General features: G+C 69.9%; 16 protein-coding genes and 1 tRNA gene. 4 read left to right on the forward strand and 13 right to left on the reverse strand.

Translation table 11 applies throughout. From position 1 onward, the window contains the following. Window positions 1-526 precede the first annotated feature (526 nt). Window positions 527-618 (forward strand) — tRNA-OTHER (locus BR85_RS15310). 101 nt (window positions 619-719) lie between these two features. Here the strand turns inward: BR85_RS15310 and BR85_RS00005 are convergent. The 3 genes from BR85_RS00005 to BR85_RS00015 are packed head-to-tail and all read right to left on the reverse strand — an operon-like array spanning window position 720 to window position 2,985. After that, complete coding sequence (locus BR85_RS00005) at window positions 720-1,991, reverse strand: amidohydrolase (protein ID WP_028494784.1); 1,272 nt, start codon at window positions 1,989-1,991, stop codon at window positions 720-722. Between the two features lie 43 nt (window positions 1,992-2,034). After that, window positions 2,035-2,703, reverse strand: a complete 669-nt coding sequence (locus BR85_RS00010; RefSeq protein ID WP_231478539.1) for a trimeric intracellular cation channel family protein — start codon at window positions 2,701-2,703, stop codon at window positions 2,035-2,037. 27 nt (window positions 2,704-2,730) lie between these two features. After that, window positions 2,731-2,985 (reverse strand): hypothetical protein, encoded by a 255-nt coding sequence (locus BR85_RS00015; RefSeq protein ID WP_028494786.1) that lies wholly within the window; start codon window positions 2,983-2,985, stop codon window positions 2,731-2,733. A 102-nt stretch (window positions 2,986-3,087) separates the two neighbouring features. Here BR85_RS00015 and BR85_RS00020 point away from each other — a divergent pair, with 102 nt between their 5' ends. Further along, the gene (locus BR85_RS00020) at window positions 3,088-3,552 is read left to right on the forward strand and encodes a MarR family winged helix-turn-helix transcriptional regulator (RefSeq protein WP_028494787.1); all 465 of its coding nucleotides are present in this window, start codon (window positions 3,088-3,090) and stop codon (window positions 3,550-3,552) included. A 334-nt stretch (window positions 3,553-3,886) separates the two neighbouring features. Here BR85_RS00020 and BR85_RS14770 read toward each other — a convergent pair whose 3' ends face one another. Further along, window positions 3,887-4,975, reverse strand: coding sequence for a trypsin-like serine peptidase (locus tag BR85_RS14770; RefSeq protein WP_051526091.1), 1,089 nt, complete (start codon window positions 4,973-4,975; stop codon window positions 3,887-3,889). A gap of 177 nt (window positions 4,976-5,152) precedes the next feature. Here BR85_RS14770 and BR85_RS00030 point away from each other — a divergent pair, with 177 nt between their 5' ends. Next, a complete protein-coding gene (locus tag BR85_RS00030; RefSeq protein WP_155947941.1) occupies window positions 5,153-6,082 on the forward strand; it encodes a hypothetical protein in 930 nt (309 codons plus the stop codon). Between the two features lie 30 nt (window positions 6,083-6,112). On the opposite strand, the gene BR85_RS00035 is transcribed toward BR85_RS00030, so the two are convergent. From BR85_RS00035 to BR85_RS00075, 9 genes are all read right to left on the reverse strand, one after another. Beyond that, on the reverse strand, window positions 6,113-6,565 hold the full coding sequence (locus BR85_RS00035; protein WP_028494789.1) for a hypothetical protein: 453 nt from the start codon (window positions 6,563-6,565) through the stop codon (window positions 6,113-6,115). A 93-nt stretch (window positions 6,566-6,658) separates the two neighbouring features. After that, window positions 6,659-7,246 carry a GNAT family N-acetyltransferase gene (locus tag BR85_RS00040; protein ID WP_028494790.1) on the reverse strand — a complete coding sequence of 196 codons (588 nt, stop codon included), beginning with the start codon at window positions 7,244-7,246 and terminating at the stop codon, window positions 6,659-6,661. An 87-nt stretch (window positions 7,247-7,333) separates the two neighbouring features. Then, on the reverse strand, window positions 7,334-8,611 hold the full coding sequence (locus BR85_RS00045; protein WP_051526092.1) for a DUF2254 domain-containing protein: 1,278 nt from the start codon (window positions 8,609-8,611) through the stop codon (window positions 7,334-7,336). A 21-nt stretch (window positions 8,612-8,632) separates the two neighbouring features. Continuing rightward, window positions 8,633-9,262, reverse strand: coding sequence for a TetR/AcrR family transcriptional regulator (locus BR85_RS00050; protein ID WP_028494792.1), 630 nt, complete (start codon window positions 9,260-9,262; stop codon window positions 8,633-8,635). A 29-nt stretch (window positions 9,263-9,291) separates the two neighbouring features. Beyond that, window positions 9,292-10,386, reverse strand: a complete 1,095-nt coding sequence (locus BR85_RS00055) for an NAD(P)/FAD-dependent oxidoreductase (RefSeq protein ID WP_028494793.1) — start codon at window positions 10,384-10,386, stop codon at window positions 9,292-9,294. A 1-nt stretch (window position 10,387) separates the two neighbouring features. Next, window positions 10,388-10,576 (reverse strand): ferredoxin, encoded by a 189-nt coding sequence (locus tag BR85_RS00060; RefSeq protein WP_028494794.1) that lies wholly within the window; start codon window positions 10,574-10,576, stop codon window positions 10,388-10,390. A 35-nt stretch (window positions 10,577-10,611) separates the two neighbouring features. Continuing rightward, window positions 10,612-11,784: a cytochrome P450 gene (locus tag BR85_RS00065; RefSeq protein WP_028494795.1), complete on the reverse strand. Its 1,173-nt coding sequence runs from the start codon at window positions 11,782-11,784 to the stop codon at window positions 10,612-10,614. 113 nt (window positions 11,785-11,897) lie between these two features. After that, the gene (locus tag BR85_RS00070; protein ID WP_028494796.1) at window positions 11,898-12,677 is read right to left on the reverse strand and encodes an SDR family oxidoreductase; all 780 of its coding nucleotides are present in this window, start codon (window positions 12,675-12,677) and stop codon (window positions 11,898-11,900) included. Window positions 12,678-12,857: 180 nt separating this feature from the next. Beyond that, complete coding sequence (locus tag BR85_RS00075) at window positions 12,858-13,454, reverse strand: TetR/AcrR family transcriptional regulator (RefSeq protein WP_028494797.1); 597 nt, start codon at window positions 13,452-13,454, stop codon at window positions 12,858-12,860. A 65-nt stretch (window positions 13,455-13,519) separates the two neighbouring features. On the opposite strand from BR85_RS00075, the gene BR85_RS00080 reads away from it, so the two are divergent. Beyond that, the coding region (locus BR85_RS00080; RefSeq protein WP_036272050.1) for a beta-galactosidase at window positions 13,520-15,489 on the forward strand (1,970 nt) is incomplete at its 3' end.

The following is a 15,489-nucleotide window of genomic DNA, read 5'->3' on the forward strand; positions in this document are numbered from 1 at the left end:
GAGGAGGTCGCCATCCCCGAACTCACTGCGGCATAATCACAGAAGCTGATCCCGCACGGTGTTGAGAAACTCCACCACTCAGCGGGACGTCACCTCGGGGCCCGCCGCGGCTGCTGATTCGACGAAGGCGGCGCACCAGACGTGGGAAAGAATCGGGAAGGGTTGAGCGGCGGTGAACGGAGACGACCGTCGACGCACCGGTCGTCGAACGGCGGAATGACGCGGCGGAAGCCCCTCAACCGAACCAAGCGGGGCCCCGGGCGATGAGTTCAAGTCCCACCGTTGACGACACTTTCAAAGCCGCGCGACCGCGCGGCCACGCGATCCACTTGTCGCCACGGTGGGTGCAGATCTCGCGGCGGAAGACACACGTCGCGCTAAGTGTCCCCCAGGTGTCCCCGAGCATGCCGAGCGGCCACCGACGCAGCGATCGAGGAGAGCATGTCGAGCGCCGAGTGCCGCAACGATGGGAACGCTGATCGCCGATCAACCAGGTATTCCGCTTCGCTTCGGTGCGACGGGCGCAGGAGCCGGAGTGATCGTTACGCGCCGATTTCACCCTGCTAAGGTGGAGTTCCCGTAAGGGAACCGAGGGTTCAAATCCCTCCGTCTCCGCCATGAAAGCCCCGGTCATCCGGGGCTTTTCGTTTTCCCCGAGCGTGCCATGGTCGGCGCGCTGCTCTCTGCGATGGCGGATGCCCACGATGCCCTATCGACGGTCAGCCCGACGTCCGTGCGCCGCTCGCGTCGAGCCACACGCCGGCCGCCGCGATGAGGGCCTCGGTTCCGGTCCGGAGCGTCGGCTGCAGCACCGGGAGGAACGCGGGTGAGTGGTTCGCGGGGATGTCGGAGGTGACGCGGTCGACCGCGACCGCGGCGTGCCAGCGCTGCGGGTCGGTCCCGCCGATGCCCCAGTAGGTGTAGGGGATGCCGGCGGCACGGGGGATGTCGCTGAAGTCCTCGCTTGCAGACTGGAGGGCGAGGGTGCCGGCGCGTTCGCCGAACTGCGCGGCGAAGGCGGCCGCCACGAGAGTCGCGGTGTCCTCGTCGTTCACGGTCGGCGGAAAGCTGTCGTAGACCTCGATCAGCGGCTTCCGGGGCGAGCCGCTGGCCACGCTCTCGGCTTCGGCGGTGCGCTCGATTGCGGCCAGGATCCGCTCCCGCGACGCGCGGCTGTACGTGCGCAGGTTGATCTCCAGGACGGCATCGTCGGCGATGATGTTGCTCTTCGTGCCGGCGTGGATGCTGCCCACGGTGAGCACGGCGGGCTCGGTGGGGCCGGTCTCGCGGGAGATGACGGTCTGCAGCCGGACGACGACGAGCGCGGCCAGGACGACGGGGTCCACCGTGTTCTGGGGCATCGACCCGTGCCCGCCGCGCCCGTAGAGGGTGACGCGCACGCTGTCCGCTGCGGACAGGACGGGTCCGGACCGGGTGGCGACGGTTCCGGCCGGCCCGGGCAGCACATGCTGGCCGATAGCGACATCCGGTTTCGGGATCCGCTCCAGGAGGCCGTCCGCAAGCATCGCGCGGGCGCCGCTGCCGATCTCCTCCGCCGGCTGGAAGAGGGTCACGATCGTCCCCCGCCAGGCATCGCGGTGCTCGGCCAGGAGGCGAGCCGCACCGAGGAGGCAGGCCACGTGCACGTCATGGCCGCACGCGTGCATGACCGGTGTCGAGGTGCCGTCATCGGCGTCGGCGGCCACTTCGCTGGCGTAGTCGACGCCCGTGGCCTCGCGGATCGGCAGGGCGTCCATGTCGGCCCGCAGCAGGACGGTCGCCCCCCGGCCGTTGTCGAGAGTCCCGACCACGCCCGTCCCGCCCACCCCGCTGTCGACGCGGTATCCCCACGCCGTCAGGCGCTGCGTGACCTCTGCGGCCGTCCCGTACTCCTGTCCGGACAGCTCCGGATGCTGGTGCAGGTGCCGGTAGAGCTGCTCCTGGTCGGCGCGGATCGACTCGTAGTGGGCGAGGACATCTGTCGTGGGCATCGGGGCCTCTTCCGTGGCGAGATCGACCGGATCGCGGGTCACACTACCCCCGGCCCCCATCCTCCCGGTGGCCGTCATCGGCCTGCCCGCGCCGTTGCGCGTGCGGAATGTGCCAGTGGAAGTGCAGTGACAGCACGCGGAAGACGAAGACCGCCGCCGCGGCGGCGAAGCCGCTGAGCGTGGTGAGAAGTCCGGCGGACCACAGCGCGGCCGTGAACGCGGCGCCGAGGACCGCCGGCACCGCGTAGAGGTCGTCGGGGTTGAACAGCTGCGGGTCGCGATTGGCCACGACGTCTCGGAGCAGGCCGCCGCCGACCCCGGTGGTCACGCCGAGCACGACCGCTCCGGCGGGATTCATGCCGGCCCGCAGGGCGGTGACGGTGCCCGTGGTGCAGAAGAGCGCGAGTCCGGCGGCGTCGAAGACGAGGAGCGTGCTCGTGAGCGTCTGGAGGCGGCGGGCGAAGAAGAAGACGAGACCGGCGGAGAGCAACGGCGGGACCAGGTGCACGGGCTCGGTGAACGCGGCTGGCGGCACGCCCAGAATGAGATCGCGGATGACGCCGCCCCCGAGGCCCGTCAGGGCGCCGAGCATGAGTGAGCCGACGATGTCGAAACCTCGGCCCGCGGCCAGCAGCGACCCGGATATGGCGAAGAAGAAGACGCCGAACAGGTCAAGCAGCAGCGCCCAGGTCACACCCTGACGGTAGACCACGGGCAGGAATGTTCGAACCGCTGGGCTTCATTCGCTGACGATGATCAGGACGTCTCCCTGAGAGTGCATCGATTCCGCGTATGCGAAAGCTTCTTGGATGTTCCTGATGGTGTGCCAGCTGAGAGGGATGGTCTGGAACCGGTCGCCGTATTCGTTCACGAGCATCGCGAAGTGCGACGTGTCTCTCGCGATGAGGCTGACGGAGCGTCCGGCATCCAGGAGCTGTTGCGCAAGATGAGTCGCCGACTCGGTGTCTTGAATCGTATGCATGGTGTGAGGCATGCCATCCGCCTTCTGTAGGCCCAGCCGGTCTACGTATGGAACTAATAGTTAGTCATAACCTAATGGTTAGCCGTGATAGGTTCAACCCCGGAGGTGAGTGATGTGCCCAGGTTGACGTCGGCGGAGCTAATCGAAGAGTTGTCGCGGGAGGGTCGCGGCCTGGCGCGGCTGCTCACTGAGGAGCGCGTCCAGCCCTTCCTCGGCCTCGACCTCACGCTGTCGCAGCTGAAGACCCTCCTCCTCGTCGCCTCGGGAATGGCGCACACGGGCAGGGAGCTCGCCGACCGGCTGCGCGTGAGTGCGCCGAGCGTGTCCGCAGGGGTGGATCGTCTCGTGGAACTCGGATATCTGAGCCGAGCGGAGTCCGCGAACGATCGGCGGGTGAAGACTCTGGCGCCGACACGACGCGGCTCCGACCTCTACAACGAGATCGTCGATCACCGAGCAGCGTCGGACGAGCTTCTGATGACCCTCGACCCGGACGACCTCGCCGCGCTGGTCCGAGGAATCAGCGCGCTGCGCCGCGCGGCGCAGGTCCACCTCTCCGCCTCCGAACGGTCTAGCTGATCGGCTGAGTGCTCAGCGGGCGACGCCTAGGACCCCGCGGACGACCTCCTCGCCCTGCCCTTCCTGCAGTCGGAGGCTCTGCCCAACCCCGGTGCCGCCAACAGCATCTCGAAGCGCGCCAACCAGGTGCGCGTGCAGGCGGCGAGCCTGGCCTGGGGCAAGCGCGGAGCCCGCGTCAACAGCATCGCCCCGACTCGTCGTTCATCACCGGCACCGACCTGCTGGTCGACGGCTGAGTTGTCGCCGCGCTCCGCTCGGGGGCGCTGCAACTGCCCACCGCCTGATTGCACGGCGGGACTGGCTGACCGGACGGTGATCGGACCGCCGCGGTTCGTCAGGGGTGTTCCTGGCGGGCGCGGCGCACCAGTCCGGTGAGGCGGTCGCCGCCGGCGACGAAGTTGTTCGAGCTGCTCTCGCCCGAGGTCACGCCCACGACATACGGCCCGTCGGACCAGAACCCGAACACCGGGCTGCCGGACTGGCCGGGCCAATTGTCGAACGTGTCGCTGAGCAGCACAGTGCCACCGGCATCGGAGTCGTAGTCCTCCTCATCGAGAGCGAAGTCGCGCTGATACGTCGCGAGGTCGCCTGTCCAGCTGAAGTCCTGCGGGTAGCCGATGTTGCGCCAGGGCAGGACCTCGTCGTCCCAGGAGTCGGAGTAGGTGCGCGTGCCGAACCATCCGTAACGGTCGCCGAGACGCTGGTCCAGCACGATGACCGAGTAGTCGTCATCCATGTTCGTCGAGCTGTAATTGGCCGCCGTCACCTTCTGCGTGTAGTACGCCCAGGTGCCGTACGCGGATGCCAGGGAACTGCCGTTCGTGTAGAGCACGTCGACTTTCAGCCATCCGGGCGTCCAGTCGACGCAGTGGCTCGCCGTGAGCACGTGGCGCGGTCCGATGAGCACACCGCTGCCGCTCCAGCCGGAGGGCCGTGTCATCCGCACCAGGCACCGCCACGGGTAGCGGGTGTCGTAGTACACCCAGCGGCCGTCGGGGCTGAAGACCGTCGTCGGGCGAACCTCGCGGTCGTCGCGGAAGCCGCGGACCCGCCGCAGCTCCTTCGACAGGCGCGGCCGGATGGCGAGGTCGTCGCGGTCCGCGGGGATCGAGGGTGCAAGCTCGCCCGGCTTCATCTTCGACAGCCCCGTGGTGAGCTTCCTGGCGGGGACGCGCACCAGTTGCGGCGCCGCGCGTTCGATGACCGCCGACCGCGAGCCCGACACCACGACGTTGAAGCGCCACTTGCCGTCCCCCGTGCGCTCGAGCGCGATGTCCGGCTTCTCGTCGGAGTCGACGCTGAGGTCGAACGACGCGGTGATCGGTGTCGGGGGATCCGGTTGGTGTCGCCGCACATCGATGCTGCCGACGCGAAGCTGGCGTTCGTTCAGTGGCGGTTCGGCGCCGTTGCTGTTCTCGTCCATGCTGAGAAGAGCGGCCGGCGGGCCGGAGTGATACACCGGTCCGAGCGCACGCCCGCCCCCGGCTTGCGCACCACGATCTCGTAGCCGCGGAGTCGCGAACGCGGCCATACCGTGTGCGGCCCGCGCGCGCTACGGTGATCCGGACGAGTGATGGGGAACTCTGCCGGGGGTGATTCGATGTCGACCACGCTTCCGTCGGGGACGCCGCCGACACTCGAAGAACGACCGGCCGGCCCCCGCGCGAGGATCCGGCGGGGAGCGCGGCTGACGGCCCTGGTGCTGGGGGTCGTCGGCCTGCTGGTGTGGGGACTTCTCCTGTTCGCGTGGATGATCGACGAGACGCACTTCGACCGACCGAGCGTGGAGCTCGACGCGCTCGCAGCGCAGGTCGACCGGCTGCCCGGTGTCAGTCAGGTCCAGACAGACCGGTGGGTCGAGGCGCCGGCTTTCGCGATTCCGACGTCCTGGCTCAGTGCGGTCGTGGATGCGGCGGCGCTGCCACGACTGCTGCGGGCGGCCTGCTCGACCGCGCATCCCGAGCCCCTCACATGGTCCCTTCGTGTGCTGACCGCCGCGGACGCCGAGGTCGCGCTGCACGCGACGTCGGACCCGGCGCGAGGCGCCGGCGGCGACCGGCTCTGCCTCGACTTCGGGTTCGACGCCATGGCCCTCGTCCACGAGCTGGACCGGGCGGCCCCGGGTCTCGCGATCCAGCCGACGGTGCTCGACGACGGCGGCCTCGCGTTCATCGCTCTCGACGAGGAGGCCCCCGGCGGCTTCAGCCGCCTCCTCCCGCTCGTCGAGCATGCCCCGGATCTCATCTCGGCGGCAGGACTCGACCCGAACATCCAGGTCGAGATCAGCTCCGCCGACCTCGACGTCCAGCTCGCGCCGGGGGAGAGCGATGCGTATCTCGTGCTCCTCACGCGACTCGCCGACGACCTCGCCGTCCGCAGCTTCTGGTCCATCCCCGCAGGCATGGGGCAGGACCGGGTCGACAAGGTCCAGATCGTGGCGCCCGCGGATCAGCACACCGCGATCGAGGACGTCGTCGGGGCGTCCGGGCTCCGCATCGCCGGGGCTCCCATCGGATTCATCGAACCGTGACGAGCCCTGACCGGCCGTGACCCGCAGCCCTCACGGAGCAGGTGACTGCGCCTGCTCGTCGGGATGGTTTGGTGTCCAGCCGTACCAGCCGTCGTCGGTGGCGACGACAGCCCAGTCGCCGCACGCGTACACGCGGTCGATCTCGAAGACGTCGGGGGTGTTGTCGAGGGCGAAGGTCGGGGCCGAACGGCGCTCCACCTCGCCGCACAGCTCCGGGTCGAGGGGCGTGGCGCTGTCGGCGGTCAGGGAGGCGGGATCGCCGTCCGTCTTCTCCCGGATGAGGATCGAGGACGCGTCGGCGGGAAGCCACGGAGCCTCCTTCGACCACTGCTCGACCATCTGGTCGTGCGAGGAGAACTCATGGGATGCCTCGCCGTAGAGCGCGTCGCTCACCGCGGAGCACCCGGTGAGAGAGGTGAGGAGGAGAATCGCGGGGAGCGTCGCGGCCGCTGCGGCGGCGCGTTTCCGGGGTGCTGAAGTCATGCTTCCATCGTCGGGATAACCGCCCCGGCGACGCGTCCGCCCGGCGATGCATCCCGATACCTCTTCAGGATGACCTGGCACCCCGTCGGGATGTCAGCCGGCGGCCGGGGCCACTGTGATGCGCATCACGGTCTTGCTCTTGCCGATGTGACGCTCGAAGGAGAATCCCGCCTTCTCGAACATGGCCCGGGTCCCGTTGTGCAGGAACGACGACGAGGTCCGCTTGCCGGGGGCCAGCTCGTTCGGGAATGACACCACTTCGCCTCCGCCGGCCCGAGCGATCAACTCGAGCGCACCGTCCAGCGCCTCACGCGCCACTCCCGACCGCCGGTGGTCGCGGTCGACGAAGAAGCAGGTGATGCGCCACGGCGCCGGCCGGGCCTCGCCGGCGTCGTACTGCTTCCGGTGGTAGATGTTGGGTAGTTCGGCGGGGCTGCCGTATTGGCACCACGCGATCGCGTCGTCCCCGTCGAAGACCAGCGCGGCGTGGGCGACGCCCTCTGTGATGAGCCGCTGCTTGAACGTCGGCCCGTCGTGCTCGCGCTTCACGGTGGACTCCGTGTCGCCGTGGAAGTACGAGCAGTAGCACCCGCCCCAGACGCCGTTGTGCTTCTGCGCGAGCGCGAGCCACGCCGGGAAGGTCTCCGGCGTCAGGGGTCTGATCACGTGCCCGTCGGCCATGATTGCCTCCTCGCTTCGCTGTACCAGTCTGCCGACCGGTTCCGACACGCGTAAGGGGCCGGCATCCGCTCATGACTTCCCGCGACGTCAGGACGGGCCGGGCGCGGAGCGTGCGGGCCGCCACGACGCCCGGGCCGCCGCGCGCAGCCGCCGGAAGTCGGTCGGGTCCATCGCGCGCCGCGACCGCCGGAGCCCGTCCGCGGCGGCGCGGGCGAAGACGGCGTGCTGCGAGGGGATCTGCGCGGCCAGTGCAGCCAGGCACTTCTGGAGCCGGATCTGCACCTCCACCATCCGGGCACCGTCGCGCGCGAGGGGACGGAACGCGTCGGTGACGAGATCGTCGATGCTCGGCGCCGTCATCCAGACGCGCGTGAATTCGACGTCGCCGCGTGCCCCTGAGCTCCGGTCGGGGATGATGCCGAACACGCGCTGCAGTGCGGCGATGACCTCGATCGCCGTGCCCGGGTCGTTGGTTCCCGGTGAGAGGGCGCGGCTGCCGATCTCGCTGAGGGCGATGACGCCGAGGCGGGGGTCCTGCTCGAAGTCACGATGGGATGCCAATCGGAAGGCGCGGCGGACGCCGTGCGCCACGGCGTCGTCCGCGTTGCGATCCAGCGTCACCAGGGGATGTGCGGCATCCGCCACGGTCCCCGGGATGGCTTCGACGCAGATCTCCAGGTCGTGCTCGTGGGCGACGCGATCGAGGGCGGCCACGTCGATGTGCTGGACGTAGCCGATCCGCTCGGCGAGGACCGGAACCGTCATGTCGAATCGGCGTCCCCGCCGCGCCCCGCGGGTGGGACTCTCGATGTACGTGGCGAGAGACGCCGTCGCCGCCTCCTCCACGCGGTCGATGACATCCGACATCCTTCCGAAGTCCGCGAGGTGCGCGATCCAGCGGAGCAGGGTCACGACGATGATGCCGACGACCACGAGCGTCCCGATGAAGAGGATCGTCCTTCCCTGCTCCGTGTAGTAGCCGGTCGAGAGGGCGATGATGCCGACGAGCGCGAAGACGAAGGCGCCGATGAAGGTGGAGAGTGCGTTCTGCGAGGTCGGGTCGGCGATCAGGAGCTTGGTCGACCGGGGCGTGGCGATCGTGGTCGCCGAGGAGTACGCCGTGACCATCGCCGTTACGGAGAACGTCGTCGCCGTCAGCATGGCGGTCGCGATGATCTGCAGGACCGAGTCGACGGCGTTCTGTCCCAGCTCGATGGACAAGGAGAACGGCAGGAGAGAGCCGATGAATCCCGCGGCCAGAGCGAACCCGATGGCGATCGCGGTGAAGAGCGTCGCGCGCACCCACACCTTCTGAATGACGCGTGCCAGAACGACACGCACGGTGGATGCGGATGGCCGGCTCATGGCATCAGTTCTAACAGCACATCAGCTCGGCGCGATCGCGTCGCCATCCCCGAGGATCTTCACCCACGCCTCGGTGAGCACACCGAGCTCCGGCCCGGTGTCGATGTCCCACGCGTGATGCATCCAGTGCTGCGCGGTGCGGTCCAGCATCCCGAACGCGAGTTCGCCGCGCATGTGATGTGTTTCGGGTGCGTACCGGCCCGCCGCGGTGAGACCGTCGGCGATGTCGGCGATCACCTCATCCGCCCAGTTCTCGTACACGACCCGGATCTCGTCGTCGACGGCCGCGGCCTCTGCGGCGGACAGCAGATAGGGCTTGATCGCAGGCCACCGGCCGGCCTGCGTCCGAAGCCACGGACCGATGGCGTCGGCGGTGCCGGCCCGCACCGCGTCGACCAGCGCCGACGCCGTCGAGCGTCCCGTGTCGGAGGCCCCGCGTTCGAGGATCTGGTTCAGCTCGTCGATCAGCGAGAGCATGATGTCGCGTCGACTCGGGAAGTGGGCGTAGAACGTCACGCGAGTGGATGCCGCGGCGACGGCGATGTCGTCGATCGTCGTCGCGACATATCCCTTCGACTGGAACAGGTCGAGCGCGGTGCTCAGCAGACGCTTCCGCGTCGTCTCCTTCTGGAGTTCGCGCTTGTTGACCATCCGCTCACCCTAACGAGCGCTCAGGCGCGTCACGCGGCGGTGAGACGGCGAAGCTTCGGGATGGGGATGCGCCAGTTCACCGAGACCGCGGTGCGCGTGCCGTCGTCGTGCGTCCAGCGGAGCAGCTGCCCCACGTCGTCCTGCTCCAGCACCTCGGGGTCGCCGTCCAGCGGGATGCCGCCGACCGCCTTCAGATGGATGCCGAACTGCTCGGTCCAGAAGTACGGCTGGAATGCGAGCACCGGCGCGTCATCGCCACGCAGCAGCGTGGCGGCGGCGACCTTGGCCTGCTCGATCGCGCTCGTCCACAGCGGGGTGCGGATGCCGTCCCATCGGGCGACATCGCCTGCGGCGACCACGCCGTCGCGGAGCCGTCCCCGGGAATCGGTGTGCAGCGGGCCGGAATGACCCAGCCACTCCGTGTTCGGCAGGTCGCCGACGGCCGTGACCACGACGTCCGTCTCGATCATGCGATCATCGGCACTCACCTGGAGATGCCCTCCGCGGTCGACGACCCGCACATCGCGGGCGACCATCGTCTTCAGTCCCTGCGCGGTCGCACTCGCACCCAGCACCCCGGCCAGGTACGGGCCCAGCTGCCGCACCATCGGCACCGCATTCGCGACGAGCGTGACGTCGCATCCCGCCGCGAGGGCGCCGGAGGCGACCTCCATCCCGAGCACGCCGCCGCCGACCACCGTCACGCTCGGGCGCCCGGCAAGGGCGCCGCGCAGCGCGACGGCGTCGCGGAGTTCGCGCAGCGTGTGTTCGTGCGGGCTGTCGGTGAGGCGGCGGGCGCGGGACCCGGACGCGATCACCAGCCCGTCGTAGTCGAGCAGCGACCCGTCGCTCAGTGCCACCCGGCGGGCGTCGGCGTCGAGTGCGGTGGCGTGCACGCCGCGGAGCTCGGTGGCACCGTGGCTCGCGGGGGCGAGTTCATGCCCGTCCAGCCCGCCATCCGGCTTGAGCAGCGCCTTCGACAGTGCGGGGCGGCTGTACGCCGGCTCGGGCTCCGCGCCGACGACGACGAGGTCGCCGTCGAAGCCCTCGGCGCGCAGCGTCTCGCACGACGTGAGTCCCGCGATGCCGTTGCCGACGACGACGACCCGGCCCATTGACGACATGTCAGACGAGCCGCAGGGCGGCGACCGGGCAGACGCGCACCGCCGCGCGGGCGCGTTCCAGGGCGGCGCCGTCGACCTCGGTGACGTCGAGCACGAGGTCGTCGTGGTCGTCCAGGTGCATGAGGTCGGGTGCCGCCTCCTCGCAGAGCCCGTGGGCTTCGCACCGCGGGCGGTCCAGTTCGATCTTCATCAGGGTGTCCTTCCCGGGAGGGGCGGTCAGCGTGGTCATGCGTGCGCCAGCACGCGCAGCTCGCTGATGCTGCGGGTGATGTTGCTGGGGAGGCGGACTTCGCCGTCGACCTCGAACGAGGTGAGGTGGGTCGCGAGGGCGCGGATGACGGCGTGGCCTTCCATGCGGGCGAGACCCTGACCGGCGCAGCCGTGCGGTCCGTACCCGAACGACAGGTGATCGACGGGGTTGCGCGTGATGTCGAACGTGTCCGGGTCGTCGTAGTGACGGGGGTCGTGGTTGCCCGCGCCGAACAGGATCGCCGCGTGGGCGCCGGCGGGGATCACGGCGCCGTCGATCTCGACATCCTTCGTGACGCGGCGGCCCCACGCGTGGACGGGAGGCCAGAACCGGAGCACCTCGGCGAACGCGGCCGGCACGAGCGAGAGGTCGTCGCGCACCTTGGCGAACTGCTCGGGATGCCGGCCGAACAGGGCGATGATGTTGCCGATCGAGGCGATGGTCGTGTCCACGCCGGCGCCGAGGTACTGGTGGATGATGTGCCCCGCGGCGCCCTCAGGGATGTCCCCGCGGCTCTCCGCGTCGAAGATCCCGCGGCCGATGGAGCCGTCGGCGAGGTCGTCGGCGGTCACCTGGCTGCACCAGCCGTAGAGCTCCCCGGCGATCGGGAAGTTCTCCTGCGTGCGCGGGTTCATCGGGCCGATGACCTCCATCGCCGCCTGGCCCCAGCGGAGCATGTTGGCCTTGACGGTGCCGGTGAAGCCGATGAGATCGGCGACGATCTCGAGCGGGAACGCACGGGCCAGGTCGTCGATGGCGTCGAACGAGCCGCGGGTGGCGAGTTCGGCGACGAGCGTGTCCGCCTTGGCCTCGATCGTCTCGCCGAGTCCGCGCAGCGCGCGCGGGGTCAGGTTGGCGGACAGCGTCGCGCGCAGCTGCGTGTGGACCGGCGGGTCGGACGCGAGCGAGGTGCCCTGCAGCGCGTCGTTCACCATCGGGTTGAATCCGATGGCCTTCACCGACGAGAACGTCTCGGGGTCGCCCAGGGCGTCGCGGATGACGTCGTAGCGCGTGAGCGCGTACACGTCGTTGACCGGCAGGTGCACGACCGCGGCCTGCTCGCGCAGTGCGGTGTAGGTCGGGTAGGGGTCGACCAGGACGTCGTCGGCGAACAGGTCGATGTCTGAGGCGGCAACGGGTGCAGACATGGGGTCTCCTCTTTGAGATGGTGGCCCCAGCATCGCATCCACTTGACACTTTGTAAAGTGAGTTCAGCTGAGAACTCGCCGATCCCGCCCGGGATGCGTCCCGGCGGCCGCGCTCACCACACGCTGTCGCCGCGGAGAACGGCGTCCGAGCCGCCGTCGATGTAGATGACCTGCCCGCACAGATGCGCGTTCGCGACGCTCGAGAGCCAGACGAGCAGTTCCGCCGCGTCTTCGGGGGCGAAGAAGCCGTTCAACGGCATCGGGACCATCTGGAGCAGCTGTTCACGCCCTTCCGCCGTCCCCGTCAGCTCGGCGGTCATCGGCGTGTAGACGACGCCGGGCGCGACGGCGTTGAGGGCGATCGACGCCCCCGCCCACTCCGGGCTCGGGGCGACCCGCCGAATCCAGCGGGACAGGGCACGCTTGGACGATCCGTAGATCAGCCCTGCGGTTGCGGGATCGCCTGCCAGGACTGCCGCGCGGTCCCTGGCGCCGGCTTCGTCTCCGGCCAGGAACTGTTCGAGGAGCTCATCATCCGGCGGGAACAATGCCGCCATCGACGACACCGCGACAGCGCGGGGTGCGCTCGACCGGGCGAGGAGCGGGCGCAGCCCTTCCAGGGTGGCGACGGTCCCGAAGAAGTTGACGGCGGCCGTCGCGGCCGTCGGCGAGGACAGGCCGGCGACGGCCAGCACGGCATCCACCGTGCCCCCGGATTCCTCCTCCACGCGACGGACGAGCTCCGTCCGCCCTTCCGGCGACCCGAGGTCGACGGAGATGTCGGCCTCGGCGATGTCGACCCCGATGACGCGGTGGCCCTGCTCTGACAGCAGATCGCGGGTGGCCTTGCCGATGCCGCTCGCGCTGCCGGTGACGACGTAGGTGCGGGTCATGATGATGTCCTCTCATCGCCGGGACGATATGACGTGACGGTCGGTCGAAGCCGCCGCATCCCGGCCACTGCCTCCAGTCAGCCGCGCACCGGGCGGGCAGGTGGGGTCGAAGGTCCCGTCGAGCGCGGCACGTCCATCGCAGCGCGGCCGCGCGGCGGCATGCTCGCGTGGCGCGCGGCGTTACGCCGGCCGCAGGAGATCGACGAGCAGCGTGCGCATCGCCTCGACGGGATCGGTGCCGTCGGCCAGCCACCGGATCTGGATGCCCTCCCACCCGCTCACCACGATGCCCGCGAGCAGTTCCGGGTCGCGGTCGGTCGTGATGCGGCCGGCCGCCCGGTCGTACGCGATGAGGTCGCGGTAGGACGCGGTCACCGCGGCGTACCGGTTCACCAGCCAGGCGTGCGCTTCATGGCCCGGGTGCGTCGCCTCGGCGCTGATGATCGAGAACATCCGCACGAGCTCCTGCCGGCGGAGGTTCCGCTCGACGATCCCGATCACCATCGGGATGAAGCCATCGCGGCGGGAGCGCTCCTCGGCGTCGGGGTCGGAACTGTCCTCCTGATCGAGGACGGCGGCAAGCAGCGCGACCTTCGTCGGGAAGTGATGCATGACCGTCGTGAGGCCGAGGTCGAGCTGCCGGGCGATCTGCCGGAGCGAGCCGCCCTGATAGCCGTGGGTGCTGAAGATCGCCGTGGCGGAGGCGATGATCTCGGCACGCCGGGACGCCGTCTTGGCGTACGGCCCCCGCCGCGCCGACTCCGAAGCATCCGCCATGAGGTCAGCGTACCGACCTTGCGTCAAAATAGTGCAGGTGCACGTTTTTGTTTTATGATCGGGGCATGGCGATCGACGGCACGCGGACACGGCGTTGGGTGAAGGATGGCGCGCTCGGCGCCCGGCGGATGCGCTACGGCGCCGACTACAACCCGGAGCAGTGGCCGCGCGAGGTGTGGCGGGACGACATGCGCCTCATGAAAGAGGCGGGCGTCAACATCGTGTCGCTGGGCATCTTCTCCTGGGCGCACCTCGAGCCGCGTCCCGGCGAGTGGGACTTCGCGTGGCTCGACGAGATCATGGACCTCCTGCACGAACACGGGATCGACGTCGACCTCGCCACCGCGACCGCCTCCCCACCGCCGTGGCTGACGCGCCTGCACCCCGAGGTGCTGCCGCAGACCGCCGACGGGACGATCCTTCATCCGGGGGCGCGGCAGCACTGGCGCCCCACCTCGCCGATCTTCCGCGAGTACGCGCTGCGTCTCACGCGCGCGCTCGCCGAGCGGTACGCGCAGCATCCTGCCCTCGTCGCGTGGCACATCTCCAACGAGCTCGGATGCCACAACCTGTACGACTTCTCCGACGACGCGGCGCGCGCGTTCCGGATCTGGCTGCAGGATCGGTACACGACGCTCGACGCCCTCAACGACGCGTGGGGGACCGCGTTCTGGTCGCAGCGCTACGGGGACTGGGAGGAGGTCCTCCCGCCCCGCGTGGCTCCGACGCAGCGCAACCCCGGGCAGCAGCTCGACTTCGAGCGGTTCTCCTCGGATGCCGTCCGCGACCACCTGCGCGCGGAGGCCGCCGTGCTGGCCCAGATCAGTCCCGACGTGCCCCGGACGACGAACTTCATGGTCGCGGGGAACGTCCGCGAGATCGACTACGCGACCTGGGTCGGCGACGTCGACTTCGTCTCCAACGACCACTACCTGATCCCCGGTCCCGCCGGACGGGACGACCTGTCGTTCTGGGCGAATCTGACCGGGAACCTCGCCGAGGGGGCCCCGTGGTTCCTCATGGAGCATGCGACGAGCGCGGTGAACTGGCGCCCGGCGAACACCCCCAAGCGCCCGGGCGAGCTCATCCGCGATGCGCTGACGCATGTCGGCCACGGCGCCGATGCCGTCTGCTACTTCCAGTGGCGTCAGTCGCGTGCCGGCGGCGAGCGGTACCACTCGGGGATGGTCCCGCACGCGGGCCCCGACAGCCGCGTGTTCCGCGATGTCGTCCGGCTGGGCGCCGAGCTGGAGGCGCTCGCGCCGGTCACCGGATCCCGCCGTGAGCGGGCGGGCGTGGCGATCCTCTTCGACTACGAGTCGTGGTGGGTGAGCGGCCGGGACTCGCACCCCACCGACCGGATCGCCTACGACGCCGAGGTGCAGGCATGGCATCGCGCTCTCCTCGACCTCGGCGTCCGCGTCGACGTCCTGCCAGTCGGTGCGTCCTTCGACGGCTACGAGGTCGTCATCGCCCCCATGCTGCACATCGTGACCGACGAGCTGCGGGCCCGCCTCGCGGAGGTCGTCGCCGATGGTCGCCACCTCGTCGCGACCTACTTCTCCGGCATCGTGGACGAGCACGACCGCGTCTGGCTCGGCGGGTACCCGGGCGCACTGCGCGAGATCCTCGGCGTCTCCGCCGAGGAGTTCGTGCCGCTGCTGCCGGGCGAGCGCGTCGCGCTGGCATCCGGTGCGGCCGCAACCACGTGGTCGGAGCGGATCACCCGCGTCGACCCCGACGTCGAGATCGTCGACACGTACGCCGAGGGCGACCTCGCCGGCGCCCCCGCGATCACCCGCCGCCGGGTCGGGGCGGGCACCGCGACCTACGTGTCCGCGGACATCGGCCGGGTCGGGGCCCGCGAGGTGGTGCGGGCGCTCGCGGACCAGGCGCCGGTGCTCCGCGGCGACGCCCTCGCGGCGGGCGGCGACCTCGAGGTCATCGTCCGGCTCGGCGCCGATGCGCGCTTCGTCTTCCTCGCCAACCGCACCGACGACGCCGTCGCCGTGCCGCTCGGCGGGGAGATCCTCAG

Origin of the sequence: Microbacterium sp. UNCCL10 (assembly GCF_000746195.1) — a bacterium.
Taxonomy (GTDB): domain Bacteria; phylum Actinomycetota; class Actinomycetes; order Actinomycetales; family Microbacteriaceae; genus Microbacterium; species Microbacterium saccharophilum.